20 protein-coding genes and 1 pseudogene are annotated in these 21,110 nt (G+C 40.1%); 15 read left to right on the top strand and 6 right to left on the bottom strand.

From position 1 onward, the window contains the following. Positions 1–9: 9 nt before the first annotated feature. Positions 10–1,107, bottom strand: a complete 1,098-nt coding sequence (locus tag KSX81_RS26955; protein WP_004307294.1) for an aldose epimerase family protein — start codon at positions 1,105–1,107, stop codon at positions 10–12. A gap of 259 nt (positions 1,108–1,366) precedes the next feature. Between KSX81_RS26955 and KSX81_RS26950 the strand changes: the two genes are divergently transcribed. The 4 genes from KSX81_RS26950 (at position 1,367) to KSX81_RS26935 (ending at position 5,095) form a co-directional block, all read left to right on the top strand. After that, complete coding sequence (locus KSX81_RS26950; RefSeq protein WP_004309166.1) at positions 1,367–2,338, top strand: type I phosphomannose isomerase catalytic subunit; 972 nt, start codon at positions 1,367–1,369, stop codon at positions 2,336–2,338. A 101-nt stretch (positions 2,339–2,439) separates the two neighbouring features. Continuing rightward, positions 2,440–3,405 carry a tyrosine-type recombinase/integrase gene (locus tag KSX81_RS26945; protein ID WP_217725686.1) on the top strand — a complete coding sequence of 322 codons (966 nt, stop codon included), beginning with the start codon at positions 2,440–2,442 and terminating at the stop codon, positions 3,403–3,405. A 334-nt stretch (positions 3,406–3,739) separates the two neighbouring features. Next, positions 3,740–4,318: a UpxY family transcription antiterminator gene (locus KSX81_RS26940; RefSeq protein WP_004307291.1), complete on the top strand. Its 579-nt coding sequence runs from the start codon at positions 3,740–3,742 to the stop codon at positions 4,316–4,318. A gap of 27 nt (positions 4,319–4,345) precedes the next feature. Beyond that, the gene (locus tag KSX81_RS26935; protein ID WP_004307290.1) at positions 4,346–5,095 is read left to right on the top strand and encodes a polysaccharide biosynthesis/export family protein; all 750 of its coding nucleotides are present in this window, start codon (positions 4,346–4,348) and stop codon (positions 5,093–5,095) included. Here the strand turns inward: KSX81_RS26935 and KSX81_RS26930 are convergent. Genes KSX81_RS26930 through KSX81_RS26920 form a run of 3 tightly spaced genes read right to left on the bottom strand, consistent with a single transcriptional unit; the run spans position 5,088 to position 6,154 of the window. Continuing rightward, a complete protein-coding gene (locus KSX81_RS26930; protein ID WP_004307289.1) occupies positions 5,088–5,513 on the bottom strand; it encodes an N-acetylmuramoyl-L-alanine amidase in 426 nt (141 codons plus the stop codon). The two genes, KSX81_RS26935 and KSX81_RS26930, sit on opposite strands and share 8 nt — an antisense overlap. Positions 5,514–5,517: 4 nt before the next feature. Further along, positions 5,518–5,625, bottom strand: coding sequence for a smalltalk protein (locus KSX81_RS26925; protein ID WP_004297473.1), 108 nt, complete (start codon positions 5,623–5,625; stop codon positions 5,518–5,520). A gap of 40 nt (positions 5,626–5,665) precedes the next feature. Beyond that, positions 5,666–6,154 (bottom strand): DNA-binding protein, encoded by a 489-nt coding sequence (locus KSX81_RS26920; protein ID WP_004307288.1) that lies wholly within the window; start codon positions 6,152–6,154, stop codon positions 5,666–5,668. Positions 6,155–6,374: 220 nt separating this feature from the next. On the opposite strand from KSX81_RS26920, the gene KSX81_RS26915 reads away from it, so the two are divergent. After that, positions 6,375–6,593 (top strand): DUF4248 domain-containing protein, encoded by a 219-nt coding sequence (locus tag KSX81_RS26915; RefSeq protein WP_004297475.1) that lies wholly within the window; start codon positions 6,375–6,377, stop codon positions 6,591–6,593. A gap of 133 nt (positions 6,594–6,726) precedes the next feature. Here KSX81_RS26915 and KSX81_RS26910 read toward each other — a convergent pair whose 3' ends face one another. Beyond that, positions 6,727–8,559: a DUF3987 domain-containing protein gene (locus tag KSX81_RS26910; protein ID WP_009041113.1), complete on the bottom strand. Its 1,833-nt coding sequence runs from the start codon at positions 8,557–8,559 to the stop codon at positions 6,727–6,729. A 29-nt stretch (positions 8,560–8,588) separates the two neighbouring features. Next, on the bottom strand, positions 8,589–9,218 hold the full coding sequence (locus tag KSX81_RS26905; protein WP_120080411.1) for a BT4734/BF3469 family protein: 630 nt from the start codon (positions 9,216–9,218) through the stop codon (positions 8,589–8,591). A 153-nt stretch (positions 9,219–9,371) separates the two neighbouring features. On the opposite strand from KSX81_RS26905, the gene KSX81_RS26900 reads away from it, so the two are divergent. From KSX81_RS26900 to KSX81_RS26855, 10 genes and pseudogenes are all read left to right on the top strand, one after another. After that, positions 9,372–9,518: a hypothetical protein gene (locus KSX81_RS26900; RefSeq protein ID WP_165863272.1), complete on the top strand. Its 147-nt coding sequence runs from the start codon at positions 9,372–9,374 to the stop codon at positions 9,516–9,518. Between the two features lie 147 nt (positions 9,519–9,665). After that, positions 9,666–11,072, top strand: coding sequence for an undecaprenyl-phosphate glucose phosphotransferase (locus KSX81_RS26895; RefSeq protein ID WP_004307284.1), 1,407 nt, complete (start codon positions 9,666–9,668; stop codon positions 11,070–11,072). A 64-nt stretch (positions 11,073–11,136) separates the two neighbouring features. Beyond that, positions 11,137–11,946, top strand: coding sequence for a polysaccharide biosynthesis/export family protein (locus tag KSX81_RS26890; RefSeq protein WP_008651614.1), 810 nt, complete (start codon positions 11,137–11,139; stop codon positions 11,944–11,946). Between the two features lie 6 nt (positions 11,947–11,952). Then, positions 11,953–14,388: a GumC family protein gene (locus tag KSX81_RS26885; RefSeq protein WP_151923051.1), complete on the top strand. Its 2,436-nt coding sequence runs from the start codon at positions 11,953–11,955 to the stop codon at positions 14,386–14,388. Between the two features lie 36 nt (positions 14,389–14,424). Beyond that, complete coding sequence (locus tag KSX81_RS26880) at positions 14,425–15,738, top strand: UDP-glucose dehydrogenase family protein (RefSeq protein ID WP_151923050.1); 1,314 nt, start codon at positions 14,425–14,427, stop codon at positions 15,736–15,738. 47 nt (positions 15,739–15,785) lie between these two features. Further along, on the top strand, positions 15,786–17,315 hold the full coding sequence (locus tag KSX81_RS26875) for a lipopolysaccharide biosynthesis protein (protein ID WP_151923049.1): 1,530 nt from the start codon (positions 15,786–15,788) through the stop codon (positions 17,313–17,315). Continuing rightward, a complete protein-coding gene (locus KSX81_RS26870) occupies positions 17,308–18,105 on the top strand; it encodes an acyltransferase (RefSeq protein ID WP_217725685.1) in 798 nt (265 codons plus the stop codon). The genes KSX81_RS26875 and KSX81_RS26870 overlap by 8 nt, the downstream gene beginning before the upstream one ends. A gap of 113 nt (positions 18,106–18,218) precedes the next feature. Next, positions 18,219–18,887, top strand: a pseudogene (locus KSX81_RS26865) (glycosyltransferase family A protein); the annotation flags it as partial. Positions 18,888–19,135: 248 nt separating this feature from the next. After that, positions 19,136–20,110: a hypothetical protein gene (locus KSX81_RS26860; protein WP_151923784.1), complete on the top strand. Its 975-nt coding sequence runs from the start codon at positions 19,136–19,138 to the stop codon at positions 20,108–20,110. Further along, positions 20,100–21,107 (top strand): acyltransferase family protein, encoded by a 1,008-nt coding sequence (locus KSX81_RS26855; RefSeq protein ID WP_233471900.1) that lies wholly within the window; start codon positions 20,100–20,102, stop codon positions 21,105–21,107. The genes KSX81_RS26860 and KSX81_RS26855 overlap by 11 nt, the downstream gene beginning before the upstream one ends. The last annotated feature ends 3 nt before the right edge of the window (positions 21,108–21,110 follow it).

Here is a 21,110-nt window from a genome sequence, read left to right as displayed (position 1 = left end):
TTTCAAATCTTATTCTTCTACCGTAAATTTGTAGACAGTGATCTGTTGGTATTCATCACCCGGCAGCAAGGTAGCCGATGGGAAATGAGGTTTGTTCGGAGTATCCGGAAAACACTGTGCTTCAAAGCAGATAGCGCTTCTGGCAGGGAATGTAGCTCCGTGTGCACCTTCAAATCCGTTGAGCCAGTTGCCCGTATAGAGTTGTACACCCGCTTCGGTGGTATATACTTCCATGATACGTCCGCTTTCCGGGTCCTTGCAAGTGGCAGCCAGGTCGAGCGAACCGCTTTCCATCTTGTTCAGTACATAACAGTGGTCATATCCTGCACCGAAAATCAGTTGCTGGAATTTGTCGTCGATACGTTCGCCTACAGTGTGTGGAGCACGGAAATCCATCGGAGTACCCTCTACTTTGGCAATTTCACCGGTAGGGATAGAAACTTCGTCGATAGGCGTATAGAAATCAGCGTTGATCGTAACGATGTGGTTGTTAACGGTAGGAGTAGGGTTGGAAATACCGGCGAGGTTGAAGAAACCGTGGTTAGTCAAGTTAACGACTGTAGCTTTGTCGGTGGTAGCGCGGTATTCGATAGTCAGTGCATTTACTTCATTTTCCAGGCGGTAAGTCATTTCCACTTCCAGATTGCCGGGGAATCCCTCTTCGCCGTCAGCAGAAACATAGTTGAATTGCACTGTGCTCTCATCAATCTGGACAGCATCCCAAACACGGGCGTGGAAACCGGTAGGTCCACCATGCAGAGAGTTAGGTCCGTTGTTAATCGTGAGTTCATGTTCTTCGCCGAACAAGGTGAATTTTCCTTTTGCGATACGGTTACCGTAGCGTCCGATAGTAGTGCTTAGGAAAGGTTCCGGGCTGTTGATGACGTGGTCGATGCTGTCGTGTCCGAGGATTACATTAGCATACTTACCGTTTTTGTCCGGTACCATGATAGAAAGAATGGCGCATCCGTAATTGGTTACAGCTACTTCCATTCCCTTTGTGTTTTTGAGGATAAATAAATCAGTTTTCTTATCATTTATATCCTTTTGGAAATCTTTCCGGCTGAGCCCTGATAGATTCCCTTCTGTTGGGAATGTGTTATTCATGTCTGGTATTATTAAAAATTTCCTGCAAATAAAGGGAAATTCTTTCTTACTCACAAATTATTCCGACTAAATATGACAGGTGCTTTAGGAAAGTTTAGCTTTATTACTTCATCTTCTTTGGATGCAAGGACAAAAGATGATTTCTTAAATGAATTTTCATCCTCCTTTTCTTAAAAACTGAACTATTTTTTGTATGTTTGTTCCCGGATTGTAACAATCCGAGCGAATTTAATCTAAGTTTATAACAAGAAAAACAAAAATGTATCCATTAAAATTCGAACCTATTCTGAAGCAGACGCTTTGGGGGGGCGACAAAATTATTCCGTTCAAGCATTTGAATTCAGACTTGAAAGGAGTAGGAGAAAGCTGGGAGATTTCCGGTGTTGAGAACAATGAATCCGTAGTGGCTAATGGCCCGGATAAAGGTTTAACCTTGGCCGATATGGTAAGAAAGTATCGTGAGGAACTGGTTGGTGAAGCGAATTATGCCCGTTTCGGCAATAAATTCCCACTGCTCATTAAGTTCATCGACGCCAAACAGGATTTGTCAATCCAGGTACACCCAACAGATGAGTTGGCGAAGAAACGCCACAATTCGATGGGAAAAACCGAGATGTGGTATGTGGTAGATGCCGACAAAGGAGCTAAATTGCGTTCAGGATTCTCTGAACAGATTACCCCGAAAGAATATAAAGAACGCGTGTTGAACAATACGATTACCGACGTATTGCAGGAATATGAAATTCATCCGGGTGATGTATTCTTCCTTCCTGCCGGACGTGTGCACAGCATCGGGGCAGGTTCTTTCATCGCCGAGATTCAGCAAACTTCTGATATAACTTATCGTATCTACGATTTCAACCGTAAAGATGCGAATGGTAAAACCCGCGAACTTCACACCGATTTAGCCCGTGAAGCCATCAACTACGAAGTGTTGGATGACTATCGTACTAAATACGAACCACTGAAGGACGAACCGGTAGAACTGGTTGCCTGCACCTACTTCACGACTTCTCTGTATGATATGACTGAAGAAATCAGTTGTGACTATTCCGAACTCGATTCATTCGTGATCTTTATCTGTATGGAAGGATCATGTACAATGAGAGACAATGAAGGTAATGAACTGACTGTTAGTGCAGGAGAATCTATCCTGTTGCCTGCTACCACGCAAGATGTCACTATCACTCCCGAAGGAGGAAGTGTGAAATTGCTGGAAACATACGTATAAGATAATAGCGTACAAAATGAAGGTCATCCGACTTTGTTTCATCCTCATGATGGGCAAAGGCGGATGACTTTTTTGAAATATATAAAATAACTAGTGATGTAATGAGGAACAAAAATGGATTTAGCCGATGTGCAGAGTTCTACATCGGCCGTTTGCGAAAGGAGGGACGCTATTCTACGGCGCATGTCTACAAGAATGCCCTCTTCTCTTTCAGCAAGTTTTGCGGCACGCTCAATGTGTCGTTCAGACAAGTCACCCGGGAAAGTTTACGACGCTACGGGCAGTATCTTTACGAGTGTGGCTTGAAACCCAACACGATCTCTACGTATATGCGTATGCTTCGTAGTATTTATAACCGGGGAGTAGAAGCGGGCATTGCGCCTTATGTGCCGCGACTGTTTCATGATGTTTATACCGGTGTCGATGTTCGCCAGAAGAAGGCCCTGCCTGCTGTCGAATTGCATAAGCTTCTGTATGAGGACCCCAAGTCGGAGCGTTTGCGTCGTACACAGGCTATTGCTGCCCTGATGTTCCAGTTTTGTGGAATGTCGTTCGCTGATCTGGCTCACCTGGAGAAATCAGCTTTGGAACAGAATGTGTTGCGATACAACCGTATCAAAACTAAAACCCCGATGAGTGTGGAAGTGCTTGATACAGCCAGAGAAATGATTAACCAGCTTCGCAATAGGGAAGATGCACAACCCGATTGTCCGGATTATCTGTTTGACATCCTTAGCGGCGATCAAAAACGTCTGGATGAAAGAGGGTACCGGGAATATCAGTCCGCTCTTCGCCAATTCAATAATTGTTTGAAGGACTTGGCAAGAGCCTTGCATTTGCAATCTCCAGTCACTTCCTATACACTTCGCCATTCTTGGGCAACGACAGCGAAGTATCGGGGAGTACCTATTGAAATGATTAGTGAATCATTGGGCCATAAATCTATAAAAACCACACAAATCTATTTGAAAGGCTTTGGACTTAAAGAACGTACAGAGGTAAATAAAGGGAATTTATCTTACATTAAAAACTGTTGTGTAGACAGGGCAAAAAGTGCAAAGTATTAGTATTCAGAACTAAAGTATGTGTGTTACTTCTTAGGTAACGGAACTTAAATTTGACGCAAAGATAGACAAAAACATAAATAGTAAGCAAATATTCTTCCACTTTTTTTCGTTTTATCTGAAATATAGGAAAAAAACTATCCGAACATGAAATAACTTTATTTTCATGTTCTAAACTTTTTATTGCCTAATCTCTGGATTTTTCCTGTTGAGTATTAGGCAGTTCCTTTCTTGTGCCCTATTCCTATATGTGATTTCCATTTTTATAGAGACGCGCGCCTTGTGTGTGTATTGTCCGTTACCTAAGAAGTAACGGAATAACATGGGGTAAAAAAACATGATTTTAACAAAACCAAAATCACTTAGTGCTGGGCCTAGCGATGGGACAGGGGAAGGCGTAGCACACTCTAAACGCTGGTATGTTGCTCTGGTTCGTATGCACCACGAGAAGAAGGTAGCCGAACGTTTAGACAAAATGGGGATCGAGAATTTCGTCCCTGTCCAACAAGAAATTCATCAGTGGAGTGACCGGCGCAAGGTAGTTGAGTCTGTCCTTCTTCCAATGATGGTGTTTGTGCACGTAAATCCGAAAGAACGCAAAGAAGTTCTGGGTTTTTCTACAGTGAGCCGTTATATGGTGATGCGTGGTGAGAGCTCTCCGGCGGTGATTCCAGATGAGCAGATGGCTCGTTTCCGTTTCATGCTCGACTATTCCGAGGAAGCTATTTGTATGAACAGCTCTCCTTTGGCACGTGGTGAGAAGGTCCGTGTTGTGAAAGGACCTCTGACCGGGCTGGTTGGTGAACTGGTCAATGTCGATGGCAAAAGCAAGATTGCCGTCCGGCTGAATATGCTGGGATGCGCTTGCGTTAATATGCCTATTGGCTATGTCGAGGCTGTCTGCGAGAAAAACTAATCCCGTCATCATTTATCCACCATTTACATGAATACGAAATTATCCGGTGCTTTTGCACTGATATTCTTTTTCTTCTTTCTCTCGGCTTGCCAGTCCTATAAGAAAGTACCTTACTTGCAGGATGCGGAGATTTTGAAACAGGCGAATACGCAAGTTGCGCCTGTTCAGGACGCAAGACTGATACCGGGTGATGAAGTTTCCATTCTTGTTTCCACTTCCGATCCGGTTGTTTCGCAGCCTTTCAATGCGCAAGGCAGTACGTTTCTATTGGACGATCAGGGAAATATCAATTATCCGGTTTTAGGTAAACTTCCTTTGAACGGTTTAACAAGTCGTGAAGCTGAAAACCTGATAACGGATAGACTGAAATCTTACGTGAAAGAAAGACCTACGGTAGTAGTCCGTATGTCCGGTTTTAAAATTTCCGTTTTGGGCGAAGTGGCCTCTCCCGGTGTTTATCCGGTAGTGAATGAGCAGATCAATGTGCTCGAGGCCCTTGCCATGGCAGGAGATTTGACTATTTATGGTGTTCGTGATAATGTAAAACTAATCCGCGAAGACAGGAATGGGCATAAACAGTTTGTTACACTCAATCTGAACGACGCGGATTTGTTATTATCTCCTTACTATCAGTTGCAACAGAATGACATCCTGTATGTCACTCCTAATAAAACCAAAGCGCAGAGCGCAGACATCGGAACAAGTACGACGATGTGGGTTTCGGGATTTTCCATTCTGGTATCTATTGCCAGTTTGCTGGTCAATATACTTAGATAATACCATCTAATTCCCGGTACTCCTCCGTACAATTAAAACACGGACACTCCTTTATCGGATTCAAATCATGATGGCCTACAATCAACGTCTTAGGAAATATTTTCCTCAATTCGCGGAGCAGACCGAGCAAAGAAGCCCGTTGTGCCAATGTACGCGTGTCTTTGGGACGTCCCGCCATATCCAGCCCTCCTTCGTAACAAATACCTATCGAATGGGTGTTATGGTCACGGCAGTGTGCCCCGACCTTTTCCAGAGGACGGCCTTGGTAGATTTCTCCATCCCGGGTGATGTAGAAATGATAGCCGATGTCACGGAATCTCCGGTGAAGGATATGATCTTGACGGCAAGCCTCCGCCGAAAGGGACTTTCCTTCCGGCGTGGCACTGCAATGAATGATAATCAGAGTGATGGTACGCATAAGGCTACATACAGCTCTGTACTCCGATCAGACCTCCGATAGCGGTGGCAACGGTGATAATCACTTTGATGATGAAGCTCCATACGGAGCGGGGAGAAGATGAATTACTCATGATGTTACTTTTTTAAAGATTAAAAATAAAGGATTTAGGATTAAGCAGCCGGATCAGGCGCTTCACCGCCACCATCCGGTTTCGGATCAGGGGTATCACCCGAATCAGAACCTCCTCCGGCAGTTGTTGGTTTCTGATATTCGGCCTGCTGTTTCAACTGGCTGTCGAGTTTCAGGTTGGTGGTTGACAAATTACCGGTAGCACGGGCTTTCAGACGCATACCAGTGATGTTTTTCTCCAATGAGAAATCTTCCAGCGTATCAGCTGCCTTACTGCGGATGCCCACACCAAAGATGGCAAGGTCGTCGATTTTCACACATTTGCCGTCGAGCAGCAGTTCCTTGATGCAGTCTACCATGTCGGAAAGCACACCTTTGATGACACCACCGGAATACGGTGAATTGTGTTTTGACATGTGTTCGGCAAGCTTAGCCAAATCAAACGTCTCGTCGCTTACCGCACGGGCGAACCACTTGCCTGCATTCAGGCCTTTTTGCTGTTGGTTTTGATAAATTTTGTAACGAATCATAAAACAATAAATTAAAGGGTTAAACATTGTGTCCGGGGGATTCTTTTCCCTTTCGACGATACAAAGATACAACCCTGAAACCCGCAGAAATCAATAGTCTACAGTTGCACGCGATTGTTGTCAATTATGCGCAGTAACGGTCGGTTATTCAATGGAAAAACGTAGGATATGTGAATATGTTTTGTTATTTTTGTAATTGTAAATCAGAAACTTATTCATCATGAACGAATTCAAAATACGCGCCTACGGTCGCATGGAACTGGCTCAACTTTATTCTCCGGAACTAACTGACATTGCTGCATATCGAAAGATGAAGAAATGGATCTCTTTATGTCCCGGACTTCTGCAACGCCTGTACGACTTAGGTTACGAATCAAAGCGCCGCTCATTCACCCCGTTGGAGGTGAGAGTGATTGTAGATGCCTTGGGAGAACCTTAGAAGAGCGGAAAAGTAAAGCACCGCTTTAGCAATCGTAAAGCTATGCTTTACCACCTCTAAAGCGCCGCTTTAGGATTCATGAAACGTCCTGTTGTTATATAAATGCAAAAAATGCACTTTTTCCGAGGGTTCCCTAACACACGCACACATGCGTGCGCGTATAAACGCCTTTATCGTCTGTATTGATAAGCAATCCTTTTTTTATCAGACGGTTCAGCCAGCTAAGAGCAGTGTTAGGTTTGATTTTCATCTTTTCAGCCTGCTCCAACAACTGTGCGCGGGTGAACTGGTTGCCCATCATTTCAAAAAGTGCATCCCGGTCGGCATTGGCTCTATGTTTGACCTCTGTGGAAGGAAGAAAAGACAAGATATGTGTGGCATGACGATAGAGCGGAGTTACAAGCTCCAGCACCGCATGGAAATCTTCAGCGGTGATTGTCACATCCCAACGGGTGATAATGCCGTCTTTGATATTATCGGCGGCAATCTCCTTGTCAGGGGTCAGCAGAGGGGAGGAAGAATCCTTGAACTGATAAGGCTGGTCGCATTCCAATGCACGAATCATAGCTATTTCTGCCATGATACGGCATGTATTGACAGCCAGTCGGGCTATGGAACTGCTCATTTCGTTATCGTTGGCAAGTCCCGAGCGGAAAAACAGATCGGCAAAGAGGGCATTGAACTCTTGCTTTTGCTCATCAGTGAGCCGGAGCGTATGAAGCCCGTGTGCTTTCATCAGGTCCAGTTGCTTTTTCCATTCCAGGCCTATGCCTGTGAAGATGGCTTCCAGATCGGTTTCGCCACTTTCAAACTGGTTGATCCATGTCCATATGCCGTGCATATAATAAAACAGCTGGCGCGAGAAAAGACCGTTCTCTGTCGAGGGAATGAGTGGTTTTACTTGTGCGGGTGTGCCGGAAAGCAGGAGGGAGAGATAGCTTTTCTTTACCTCCCGGTATTCCTGGTCGGTGCGCCGGTTGTACGACAGACGATCGTGGTCGAATGCTTTGCGGAGTGTATCGCTCCAGTGTCCGTATTCAGAACCGATAGCAGCGGAGATGGTATCCGCTTCGGTTTCGCAGATAAGTCCTGTGCCGTTGGCATCCATGATATTTTGCAGAATACCTGTTCCGGTGTTATTGCCCGAGATGAGAAACATTTTATTCTTGGGCATTTGAGGAGCTTCCACTTTGCAGCGCTCCTTTCCCATGGTATCATAGGCGGCTTTCTCTTTTTTGTAGGCCTTGACCTCTTCCGCTACTTTTTGGCGGATCTCGTCATGAATAGGCTCTACAAGCAGCCGGATGAACGAAAGAATTCCCTTACCCGAGGCGGAAGGAGCCACAATAAAACTTTGCAGGCAAGGAGACTGGAGTTTGCCGGCGTATGGACATCTCACATATCGCTCCATGCTGGCACCTATGGCGGTCAATGCTCCGAGCAGCATGACATCGCGTTGTGTGGGGCTGGTGGCATAACTCATGATGAGCAACAGGATTTTCGGCCAGTCCGCTTCGGTGAAAGAGGGCAATGGTTGGTTCGGGTCACTCCCGTCCTGCAGCTCTTCGGATTCGTCCGGTTCTTCATTGTCCACCTTATTATACACGTGCGTGTGTGTGAGATTTTTGGACGGTGCATTTCCTGCATTTTTTGCATTTTTCCGGTGGTTCATCATTTCCTCTTTGCAGAGAGTCACACCCGCCCTTTCAGCAAGATGGAATGCAGTGCCCAGATGGACATCTCCATGCCGGGTAGTAAGTGCGTTAGAGAATATCCGTTCGGCATGTTCCCGTTCGTACTTGGCAGACACCCGGCACAACCGATGGAAAAACTCGCGTCCCGCTTCTCCGCAATCCGTTGCGATGGCGAACGCCAGTTGTACATATTCAGCATACGTAGGGGCAATATCCGCTCCTGCAGTTTCAACCGCCTCACAGAGGCGGCATAACGATTCAATTTCGTCCATAATTTTAATTTATAGTTTTTAATATCTAATTATTTGTTGTTTCTAAACAACGCTCCCGGATCATGACTAAGAAAACAAGACCTAACAATGTCCTTACCGGAAAAGTCTACCCCTTTGCGTTTTTCTCCGAATGGAGGAGGTGTTTCAGTACCATAGAGCAACACAGTGAACATCATTGCCAGTTTCATATTTTCGATGATACTGTTTGTGTCGTTAGCAATGGGTAAATGATCGTAGGGTACGAATGCTTTCACACCCCGTCCGCTGGGACTGATAAACGTGAGTACAGGATGCAGAAGGTGGTCATTAAACAATGTACTGCGCATTTCCACTGCCTCCTGATAGGAATCGAGATGGTCGATATCTACCACCACCAGATGTGAAGAAGCTACGAAACATTTGCTGTTGCGACGCGAGAACGTACCACAGGGAGTCACATAAGGCAATAGTGATGCTTTTGCTGTCCGTATATCTCCGGAATTGCGTACTTGCTCGGTCAGAATTTTGAGATTCTCGTTGCAGGTTATCATTTGAAAAACTTGTTCTACGGAGACTTCGCAGGAGGGAATAAGTGTTGCAGGAGTAACAATCCGCCCCAGTTCATTTTTGATGGGAGCAATGGGAGGCATGAAATAAGACATTCTGAAATCGTTTGTCATAACATTTATATTTTTTGATTATCGTCTTGAATTTTCAAAACGCGAGGCGAAGGTAGAAATAGCTTTTAAATATATCGTTCAGACATGTCTGAACGGATATGCATAAAATTAACATATAATACAATGTATTTAACAACTAATAAAATTATAAACATGAAAAAATTTAATCATCCCGTACTGGGCCATTTCATCGCAGAGCAGTTTGAACGTGCTCACTTGTCAATAGAGGCTATGCGTAAAGAAATCCACATGGGAAAACCCACTTATTACAAGATGATATCTGGGGAGATTTACGTCTAAGTGATTTTACCCGTCTTTTTTCCTATTACTATGACAATCTCACAAAAGAAGAGTTTCGAGCCAAAATGGTAGAATGGGGAGAACTTTATATTGAGTATAGGGAGAAAAATGAGGATATGGATGAAAATCTAAATCAAGAATAAAGTAATGCAGGAAGTCCAACGTTTTAATAAAGTCTTAAAATCTTTTGTCCTTTCAGGGGACATCATCTTACTGAACTTACTGTTGTGGGTGTTTGGTTCTCTTTGGGGAAACCGTTCTCCTTTTGAGTTTTCCATGCCTCTTTTCCAGAACATGGCTTTGATGACTTTATGTTATCTGGTTTGCAACATTCGTTCTGGAGTGATTCTTCATCGTCCGGTGGTTCGTCCGGAGCAAATAATGCTTCGGGTGGCACGGAACATGATTCCTTTTGTATTGATAGTACTGGGACTTTCGTACATATTCCATTTTGAATGTGTTAACCTGCGTCAGCTGGGGGCATTTTATGTAGTTCTCATTATCGTTATTATTTCTTATCGCCTGACGTTTCGCTATATTCTGGAGCTTTATCGCAAAAGTGGGGAAAATGTCCGAAAGGTAGTACTGGTGGGTAGCCATGAAAATATGCAGGAACTTTATCATTCCATGACGGATGATCCGACATCAGGATATCGTGTACAGGGGTATTTTGAAGATTTCCCATCAGACCGCTATCCTATGAATATTGCATATTTGGGGCAGCCGTGCGAAGCTGTTGATTATTTGACCCGTAATGCGGGAAAGGTAGACCAACTTTATTGCAGTCTTCCTTCCGCCCGTAGTGCTGAAATTGTGCCGATTATCAACTATTGCGAGAATCATCTAATTCGTTTTTTCAGCGTTCCCAATGTCCGGAACTATCTGAAACGGAGAATGTATTTTGAAATGTTAGGTAATGTCCCGGTACTTTCTATCCGTCGTGAGCCACTTGAGTTATTGGAAAATCGTATTGTGAAACGTAGCTTTGATATTGTTTGCTCGCTACTATTCCTTTGTACTCTTTTCCCGATTATATACATCATTGTGGGACTGGCTATAAAGATAAGTTCTCCTGGACCTGTCTTTTTCAAACAGAAACGAAGTGGTGAAGATGGTCGTGAATTTTGGTGCTATAAGTTCCGTTCGATGCGGGTGAATGCTCAATGTGATACGCTTCAGGCTACGGAATGTGATCCTCGTAAAACCCGTATCGGTAATCTGATTCGCAAGACGAATGTGGATGAACTTCCCCAATTTATTAATGTACTGAAAGGGGATATGTCTTTAGTGGGTCCCCGTCCGCACATGTTGAAGCACACAGAAGAATATTCCCATTTGATAAATAAATATATGGTTCGTCATTTTGTTAAACCGGGTATTACAGGTTGGGCACAGGTGACAGGTTTTCGTGGAGAAACGAAGGAACTTTGGCAGATGGAAGGACGTGTGCAACGTGACATCTGGTATATCGAGCATTGGACGTTCATTCTGGACTTATATATCATGTATAAGACTGTATATAATGTAATCCGTGGGGATAAAGAGGCTTATTAGGTGAGGAATTGGAAATTGAGTAAAAATTAAATCAATAGTTGTAAAATTACATGAGTAGGTGGTTATGAGAAAACTGAAACGATTGACTTTGGGTGTGTTACTTGCTTTTTTGCTGGTATCCTGCCAATCATATAAGAAAGTGCCTTATTTGCAGGATACGGCTTTTGTGAATGATACAGAACAGAGTGTTCGTCAGACAGGTGTGAAGGTTATGCCCAAGGATTTGTTGACGATTGCCGTGTCTTGTTCTACTCCGGAATTGGCTGCACCTTTCAATCTGGTTCGTTCGAAGACTGCAGGTGGATTGGAGGAAAAGACGGCGGGACAAGGAACCACGCCCTCTGCTCTGCAACAATATTTAGTAGATAATCAAGGGAATATCAATTTTCCAGTGTTGGGCGAGATTCATGTGAGTGGATTGACCAAACTGGAAATAGAAAACCTGATTATAGATAAGCTGAAGGTTTATTTGAAAGAAGCGCCGATTGTAACTGTGCGTATTGTTAATTACCGAATTTCGGTATTGGGGGAGGTTGCCAAGCCTGGTAGTTTTGTGATCTCTAATGAGAAGATTAATTTGCTGGAAGCACTCGCTATGGCAGGTGATTTGACTATTTATGGTATGCGTGATAATGTGAAATTGATCAGGACAGGGCAAGATAACAAGCAGGAAATTATTACTATGGACTTGAATAAGGCTGAAACGGTACTGTCTCCTTATTATCAGTTACAGCAGAATGATATAATTTATGTGACACCTAATAAGACTAAGGCTAAGAATTCGGATATAGGAACCAATACGGGATTATGGTTTTCTGCTACTTCTATCTTGGTTTCACTTGCAAATATATTGGTAATTTTATTAAATAAGTAATTAGTAATGAAAGAGAATGAGAATTCGTATAACAATAATATGAGTGAATTAGACGAAGAGAAAGTAAATTATCAGGAAATTCTCTTTAAGTATATCATTCACTGGCCTTGGTTTATTGCTTCGGTTTTAGCTTGTTTGATTGGCGCTTGGGTGTATTTGCATTTTCAAACTCCTGTGTATCAGGTCTCTGCATCTATCATGATAAAGAATGATAAAAAGAATGGTGGTGGAAATACTGCAGATTTGGAAAGCTTGGGATTAGGTGGGGTGATTACTTCTACGCAGAGTATTGATAATGAGATAGAAGTGCTACGCTCAAAAACAATACTGAAAGAGGTCGTTAATAATCTGGAACTTTATATTACTTACTATGATGAGGATGAGTTTCCTAAAAAGGAACTGTATAAAACCTCTCCCGTAATTGTGAATTTGACGGCACAAGAGGCGGATAAATTGCCAAATGTAGCTTTGGTTGATATGAAGTTATCTCCAGAGGGTGGTCTGGATGTGAATCTAAAGATAGGCTTGAATGAATATAATAAGCATTTTGATAAACTTCCAGCAGTGTTACCTACGGATGCAGGTACATTTGGGTTTACATTGAAAGATTCTTTATCAAATGGGAAGATAGTAGGGCAAAGTGTAGTACGAAATATCAGCGCTGTAGTTAGTCAGCCTTTTGGGGTGGCAAAAGGATATCAGTGGGCATTGGAAATAGCACCTACCTCAAAAACGACTTCTGTAGCAGTTGTTTCATTGATGAATACGAATATACAGCGGGGACAGGACTTTATTAATAAGTTAATGGAAATGTATAATCGGAATACGAATAATGATAAAAATGAGGTTGCCGAAAAGACGAGAGAGTTTATCAATGAACGTATTAAGATTATTGATGAGGAACTTGGCACTACAGAGGATAAGCTGGAAGCTTTTAAAAGAAATGCAGGATTGACGGATATCAGTAGTGATGCCCAATTAGCAGTATCGGGAAATGCTGAATATGAAAGAAAACGTGTAGAAAATGGAACTCAAATTAATTTAGTTCGTGATCTTAATAAATATATCAATAATCCGTCGAATGAGTATGAAGTATTACCTAGTAATATTGGTTTATCCGATAATGGTTTAACTACTCAAATAGATCGTTATAATGAATTGATTATTGAACGTAAGCGTTTACTTCGTACTTCTACGGAAAGCAACCCGATGATTGTAAATCTGGATACAAGTATTCGTGCCATGAAAGCAAATGTAAAAGCTGCTATTGATGGGACTTTACAAGGCTTGCTTATCGTGAAGGCTGATCTGGATCGTGAGTCCAGTCGTTTTTCCCGTCGTATCAGTGATGCTCCGGGACAGGAGCGCCAGTATGTAAGTATTGCACGTCAGCAGGAAATCAAGGCTGGGCTTTATCTGATGCTTTTGCAGAAACGTGAAGAGAATGCTATTACTTTAGCCGCTACTGCGAATAATGCGAAGATTATTGATGAGCCAGCAGCTGAAGGTGCTCCAGTTTCTCCTAAGCCTAGGATAATCTACTTAATTGCTTTAGTGGTAGGAGTGGGATTGCCTGTTAGTATTATTTTTTTAATTGGTTTGACTAAATTTAAAATAGAAGGGCGTGGTGATGTAGAGAAGTTAACAAGTCTGCCTATTGTAGGTGATGTACCGTTGACAGAAGAAGCAAACGGTTCTATTGCTGTGTTTGAGAATCAGAATACTTTAATGAGTGAAACTTTCCGTAATATCCGTACTAATCTTCAGTTTATGCTTGAGAATGATCAGAAAGTGATTTTAGTGACTTCGACGGTTAGCGGTGAAGGTAAATCTTTTATTTCTTCAAATCTAGCGATTAGTCTTTCTTTATTAGGAAAGAAAGTGGTGATTGTGGGGCTTGATATTCGTAAGCCTGGTTTGAATAAAATTTTTAATCTTCCGCGGAAAGAGCAAGGGATTACTCAATATCTGTCGAATCCAGAAAAGAATCTGATAGATTTCGTTCAGCCTTCGGATGTTAGTAAGAATTTGTTTATTCTTCCAGGAGGAACTGTACCACCTAATCCAACAGAGTTATTAGCTCGTGATAGTTTGGATAAAGCGATTGAGGTATTGAAAAAGAACTTTGATTATATAATTTTGGATACTGCCCCGGTTGGTATGGTGACTGATACTTTGCTCGTAGGTCGTGTCGCTGATTTGTCTGTTTATGTATGTCGTGCAGACTATACTCGGAAAGCTGAATTTACCTTGATTAATGAATTGGCTGATAGTAATAAGTTACCCAATCTTTGTACTGTAATCAATGGTCTTGATCTTCAGAAGAAAAAGTACGGTTATTATTACGGTTATGGTAAGTATGGCAAATATTATGGCTATGGTAAGCGTTATGGGTATGGGTATGGGTATGGCTATGGAGAGCATACAATAAAGGAAGAATAAATATCTAAAATAGTAAGTACTTAACAATAATAATATATGAATATAGCAATTGTAGGCACGGGTTATGTTGGCTTGGTGTCCGGTACTTGTTTTGCAGAAATGGGTGCCACTGTGACTTGCGTGGATGTAGACGCAAATAAAATAAACAAACTGAAAGTTGGTGAGATGCCTATTTATGAACCGGGGTTGGAAGAATTGGTGAAGCGTAATGTAAGTTATGGGCGGCTGAATTTCACGACAAACTTGACCGAAGTCTTGGATGATGTAGAAGTAGTCTTTTCTGCTGTAGGAACTCCTCCTGACGAAGATGGAAGTGCTGACTTAAAGTATGTACTTGCTGTAGCTCATCAATTTGGACAAAGTATTAACAAGTACACAATTTTAGTGACCAAATCAACTGTCCCCGTAGGTACTGCTCGAAAAGTGAAAGCTGTCATTCAGGAGGAACTAGATAAGCGTGGGGCGGATATATCCTTCGATGTAGCCAGTAACCCTGAATTCCTGAAAGAGGGAGCGGCTATCAAAGACTTTATGAGTCCTGACCGAGTGGTAGTAGGTATTGAGAGCAAGAAGGCCGAAGAGGTGATGACTAAGCTTTATCAACCCTTCTTACTCCAGAACTTCCGTGTGATCTTTATGGATATTCCTAGTGCAGAGATGACTAAATACGCAGCGAATGCGATGTTGGCTACCCGTATTAGTTTTATGAATGATATAGCTAATTTATGTGAACGAGTAGGAGCTAACGTAGACCATGTACGTAAAGGTATTGGAGCCGATGTGCGTATTGGCCAGAAATTTCTTTATGCCGGTTGTGGATATGGCGGTAGCTGTTTTCCGAAAGATGTGAAAGCTTTAGTGCATACAGGCATCGAAAACGGCTATCACATGGAGGTGATTGAAGCAGTAGAGCGTGTTAACGATCGTCAGAAGAGCATTGTGTATGATAAACTGACTCGTTTGATGGGTGATGTAAAAGGTAAAACCATTGCTATGCTAGGTTTAGCCTTTAAACCTGATACAGACGATATGCGCGAAGCTCCCGCTTTGGTGGTTATTGATAAGTTGCTGAAGGATGGTGCTATCGTTAGAGTCTTTGACCCCATCGCTATGCTTGAATGCAAACGTCGTATTGGTGAGGTGGTAACCTACACTGAAAATCTATATGACTGTGCCGATGGCGCTGATGCGTTGTTGCTAATGACTGAATGGAGACAATTTCGCTTACCCACTTGGAACGTGATTCAGAAAGTAATGACTGATAAATACATTGTAGATGGACGTAATATTTGGAATCGTGCGGAATTGGAAGAGTTGGGATTTAGTTATACGAGAATAGGGGAAAAGTGATTTTTTATTCTTCATATTGAATAGCATAGATATTATAGTATAGCTGAATGATGATGACGCAGAGTAATAATAAAAGAATAGTTAAAAATACACTTTTCTTATATATTCGTATGTTCCTGATGATGGGCATAAGTTTATATACAAGTAGAATAATATTAGCTACATTAGGTGTAACAGATTATGGTATTTATAATGTAGTTGGCGGAGTAGTAACTATGCTTGGTTTTCTTACTGGTGCAATGAGTTCAGCAACTCAACGCTTTTTGTTAGTTAAATTAGGGATTAATGATGTGGAAGGACTTAGAACAACCTTTCATTCAGCTTTATTAATTCATTTCATTATAGCATTTATAGTATTATTCTTAGCGGAAACTATTGGGCTGTGGTTCTTGAATGTGCAAATGAATATCCCCGTCACAAGAATGGAAGCAGCCAATTGGGCCTATCAAGCAACGGTGATATCTTTTGCTTTTTCGTTATTCATTGTACCATATAATGCTTCTGTCATTGCTCATGAAAGAATGGGTGCCTTTGCATATATTGGAATATTTGATGCTGTAGCAAAGTTAGCGATTGCTTATCTATTATTAGTTATTGGTTATGACCATTTAATAGTATATTCAATTTTGTTGTTATTGGTAGGTATCATTAGTAATCTGCTTTATATTATATATGCTCGTACTCATTTTACAGAGTGTACAATGAACTTTTCTTTGGATAAAGAGTATTTTAAGTCCATAATGAATTTTGCGGGGTGGAATTTGATAGGAAATTTAGCATATGTCGTAAAATCACAAGGAATCAACATTCTTATTAATATTTTTTGCGGCCCGGCTATCAATGCGGCAAGAGGTATTGGATTTCAAGTGAATCAAGCTGTAACTTCATTTGTAACCAACTTCCAAATGGCTTTGAATCCCCAGATTACAAAGTCTCATGCACAGGGTGACATGGATTATCTTAATGAATTGATATTTAGAGGCACTTTGTATTCTTTCTATTTAATGTTGTTTTTATCGATGCCTATATTGGTGAATACTCATTTTATACTATCAATATGGTTGGTAGAAGTTCCACAATATTCAGTAGAATTTGTACAATTGGCAATTATTCTTTCTTTGTGTGATACGCTATATAGACCATTGCTTACTGCCCATTTGGCTACAGGAAAAATAAAAAATCTACAGATCATAGTAGGTGTTGTCAATCTCTTGAATTTACCTGTTTCGTATTTTCTATTGAAGATGGGATTTAATGTTTTATGTACGATGTGGGTTGCGATAGCCATATCATTAATTACTCTATTGTTGCGAATATTTTGTTATTGTAGTATCGAAGTGTTCCCTGTACTAAATTTTGTAAAGCAAGTTTTGCTTAGAGTATTGTTAGTTTCTCTATTTGCTATATTCTCAACATTTATTTTGCAATTTATGCATTCAGATGGCTGGTCATATTTCTTTTTATCTTCTTTCTATTGTGTTGTTTGTATCACAATAATCACCTATGTAATAGGGTTAGATAAAAGAACTAAAGATTTCTTGAAGAAAAAAATTAGAGTTATTATGTATCATGAGTAAGAAAGTAGTTCGAATTTTAAGATTGTTGATAGAGTTGAGGTATAAATATTTGTTTCAATTCTCCATTGTAATAGTGGAACGTGGATCTAAATTGGAAGTTGGAGAGAATACTAAGATTATTAAATCAAAGATTGTAGTCAAAAATCGACATAATTTGCAAATTGGCAATTCTTGTATTATAAAAAAATGCACTCTTTCCTTTTATAGTGATAACGGTTGGAGAGAATCATCAATAGGCAGTAATGGAAATTTCAATGGTGTATACCTACAAGCTTATGGTAGTTTCAAGTGTGGTGATTGGAATATTTTTGAGCAGAAAAGTAATACTCCGATGCTTACCGTTTTTAATGGGAGCTTAGATATCGGACATCATAATCGTTTTATGAATCGTTTTTGGATTCGTTATAATGCAAACGTAAGAATTGGTAATTATAATAACATCAATGAAAGATCTTGGTTGAGAGCTGATGAACAAATTACAATTATAGATTATAATCAAATCTCTTATAATGTAATGATTTGGGATACTAATACACATAATATATATACACCATCAAAAAGAAGAGAGTTAACAGAAAAATATTATCCGTTTTTTGGATATGAATATGAAAAGCCTTCAACGAAACCTGTCAAGATAGGTTCTGATTGCTGGATTGCCCAAAATGCTGCAATATTAAAAGGAACAGAGTTGGAGGATGAAGTGATTGTAGGTTTTTGTACCATATTGTTAGGTACAAGTATCCCTTTCGGAACTACGGTGGTGAATAAGGTAGAATACCGATTTGTGTAAAATATAGACTTAATAGATATATGTGTTTAATTTAATTTATTGATTATGAGTAATTTACCCCCCCCACCCCACCACACACATGCACACCCAACGCACGCCCACCCAGATTTTCGTTTGTGCTCCCTGTGTTTAAAGCAAAATATTTGTCTGAATCTATAGATAGCATATTGAATCAGACTATGAGTGATTTTGAATTGATTATCGTAAATGATCAATCTCCAGATGATATTGATTCTATAGTGTTTTCTTTTAACGATAGTCGTATTCAATATGATATAAATGAAAAAAATATAGGTGGTACGGATTTAATATTGAATTGGAATAAGTGTTGTCAAAAGGCTGTAGGAGACTATCTGATATTAGCGTCTGATGATGATGTTTATAGTCCTGATTTTTTAGATGAAGTTTCCTGTTTACTAGAGCGATTTCCTAAAGTTAGTTTGGTGCCTGGTAGAGTACGTTCTATTAATGAAGAAGGTGCAGAAGTAGAGAAAGATCATCTGTTTCCCATTTATATGCCACAAGATGATTTTTTATATTATGCATCACGTGGAATGATTTCTGTACAAGCCCAATATGTCTATAATCGTGAAAAATTTATGAAAAGAGGTGGATTTATAAATTTTCCTTTCGCATGGAATTCTGATGCGGCAACCGCTTATATGATGTCTGACGGAGGAGTATTAAGTACCCCTTCTATAGTATTCACGTTTCGTAAATCGTCCATTCATATCACTGGTGATGGCAGTATAAAAAAACAGGATAGTGAAATTGACTGCTGACTATCTATATTGGGGATGGGTTCATACATTCGTTTCACAACTATCTGTGAAAAATTATAAGACTAAGTTTTTTGAGGATGTCTCTTATCATAAATTGCAAATTCAATTTGATATTTTATTGTCTGGAATCCCTTTTTCAAAATTATCAGTATGGAGAAAATATTGTTTTCAAAACAAGTATCTTTCTCGTTCAAGAAAGATTAAGATATTTCTTCATGCTGTATTTTGTCAAATAACACATTCGTGATATGTTGTATGGTTTTGAAAATGCCTTTTATGATTCGGCATCTGTATATAAGTTAAAGGATACGAATCAGCGGGTTTATGTAAAAGATGTATTGGAATCATTGTCTGCTATCATGCCATCTTTTAAAGAATATCGTTTCTATTTTTTCTGTGCTACAGCAAACATAGAACCGGATTCCATGAATGATGCCTTTCCTCGTAAAATTCTTATTCAGTGGGAAGATCAATTAGGAACGGAACCATCTGTAAAGGTCATGTCTTCTTTTGTTTGTGTGTTTAAAACACATCTTCGGAAAAAAAGCGAAAAATATTCCAATTTGTTTTCTTATCCTTTGGGTATTCCTTATAAAATAAAGGAACAGCCTTTTGTTCCTATATTGGATAGAAAGTATAATGTTTTTTATTCTGGCAATTTGAATAAAAATCGAGTTCCTTTTTATGAAGCTTTAGCAAGGGGTAGATGGTCGATAAAAAGAAGGTTGGCTATTCCTATCTTAAAATTGGCAGCTAGATATGAATATGATAAAAAATGGAGAAATTTTTCATTAAGACTGAAAAGTTTAGTTTTTAAGATTGGTGCCACTCATTTTGATGATATTTTTGATGCATCGTATATTGAATTTACACGGTCTTTTGAGGCGGGATTGACTCCGGATAAATATGGAACGCTTTTGGCAAATTCTAAAATCATCTTATCGCCTAAAGGATTTTTTAATACTGAATGTTTTAGGTTTTATGAGGCACTTAGGCAAGGCTGTATTGTGATAACAGAAAAGTTGCCTGCTACTGCATATTATCATCCGGAGAATTATATAGAAGTGGAATCTTGGGATGGTATAGATAAATTAATTCAAGCACTTCTTACTGATGATAGTAGGATGGAGAAACTCTCTTTGAAAGGAAGAATATATTATCAGAATACTCTTTCTCCAATGGGAGTCGCAAAATATATTGTTTCTAAAATTAATGTATATTGATTCAAACAATCTTTACTATTTAATTATGCGTATAGAATCACTTGATATTTTAAAAGGGATAGGTATTATCCTTGTGGTAGTTGGTCACATGATTGGGAATCAACTATATATCCGTCCATGGATATATGCATTTCACATGCCTCTTTTTTTCATGCTATCGGGATACTGCTTCAATATAGCGAAGCATCCTCAATTGCTACCGTTTGCTGTAAGTAGGGTTTGGACACTTCTCGTTCCTTGTGTTCTATATACGGTGGTTAGTCTTGTAGTTTCTCCGGAATATATTTGTGAAGGGAGATATTATGAACTGAAGATATTGCTTCCCGGCGCACTTTGGTTTCTTCCAATATTATTTATGGTAGAAGTTCTAGGGTATAACGTGGCTCGCTTTAAGGGGAAGGTAAAAATATTTATCATATTACTGTGCGTGGTCTTAGCTGCTTGCTTTCGTTTTTGGGAATTCCCTTTAACATATAGGCTTATTCAAATTCCAATGTGTCTTTTGTTCTATCTAATAGGAAATTCATTGAGAAAATATGCTATTGTTGAGAGGTTTTTGATGAATAGCAATTGGATGCCTTTGTGGAAATATTGTTTGTTGGGTTTGTCGGTGTGTGTTTTGACTTATGTATATGTGAGAACTGATGCGTTAAAACATAATCAGGAAATTTTAAACTATTTTGAGATAGGGATGGTTCTTGCTTGTTTCAGTGCTATTGTCGGCGTAGCTTCGTTCTCGGTTTTTTCTATGAAAAGAATGCCTAAATTAGGAAATGTATTGATATATATAGGTAGAAATACATTGATAATTATGTCTGTTCAGGGTATATTTATATCATTAGCTGATTATTTTTTGCGTCCATTGATACCGTCGTTTGCTATCGGTAAGTTAGTTCAGTTTATTTTTGTATTTTCCTGCTGTTTGATAATGATACCACTAATCAATAAATACATTCCTGTACTAGCCGGTAAAGGGATAAAACATCGTTCACTTTAATTA

The organism is Bacteroides sp. MSK.18.37 (assembly GCF_019129155.2).
In the GTDB taxonomy this organism is placed as follows: domain Bacteria; phylum Bacteroidota; class Bacteroidia; order Bacteroidales; family Bacteroidaceae; genus Bacteroides; species Bacteroides ovatus.
This window is presented reverse-complemented; position numbering and strand designations above follow the sequence as displayed.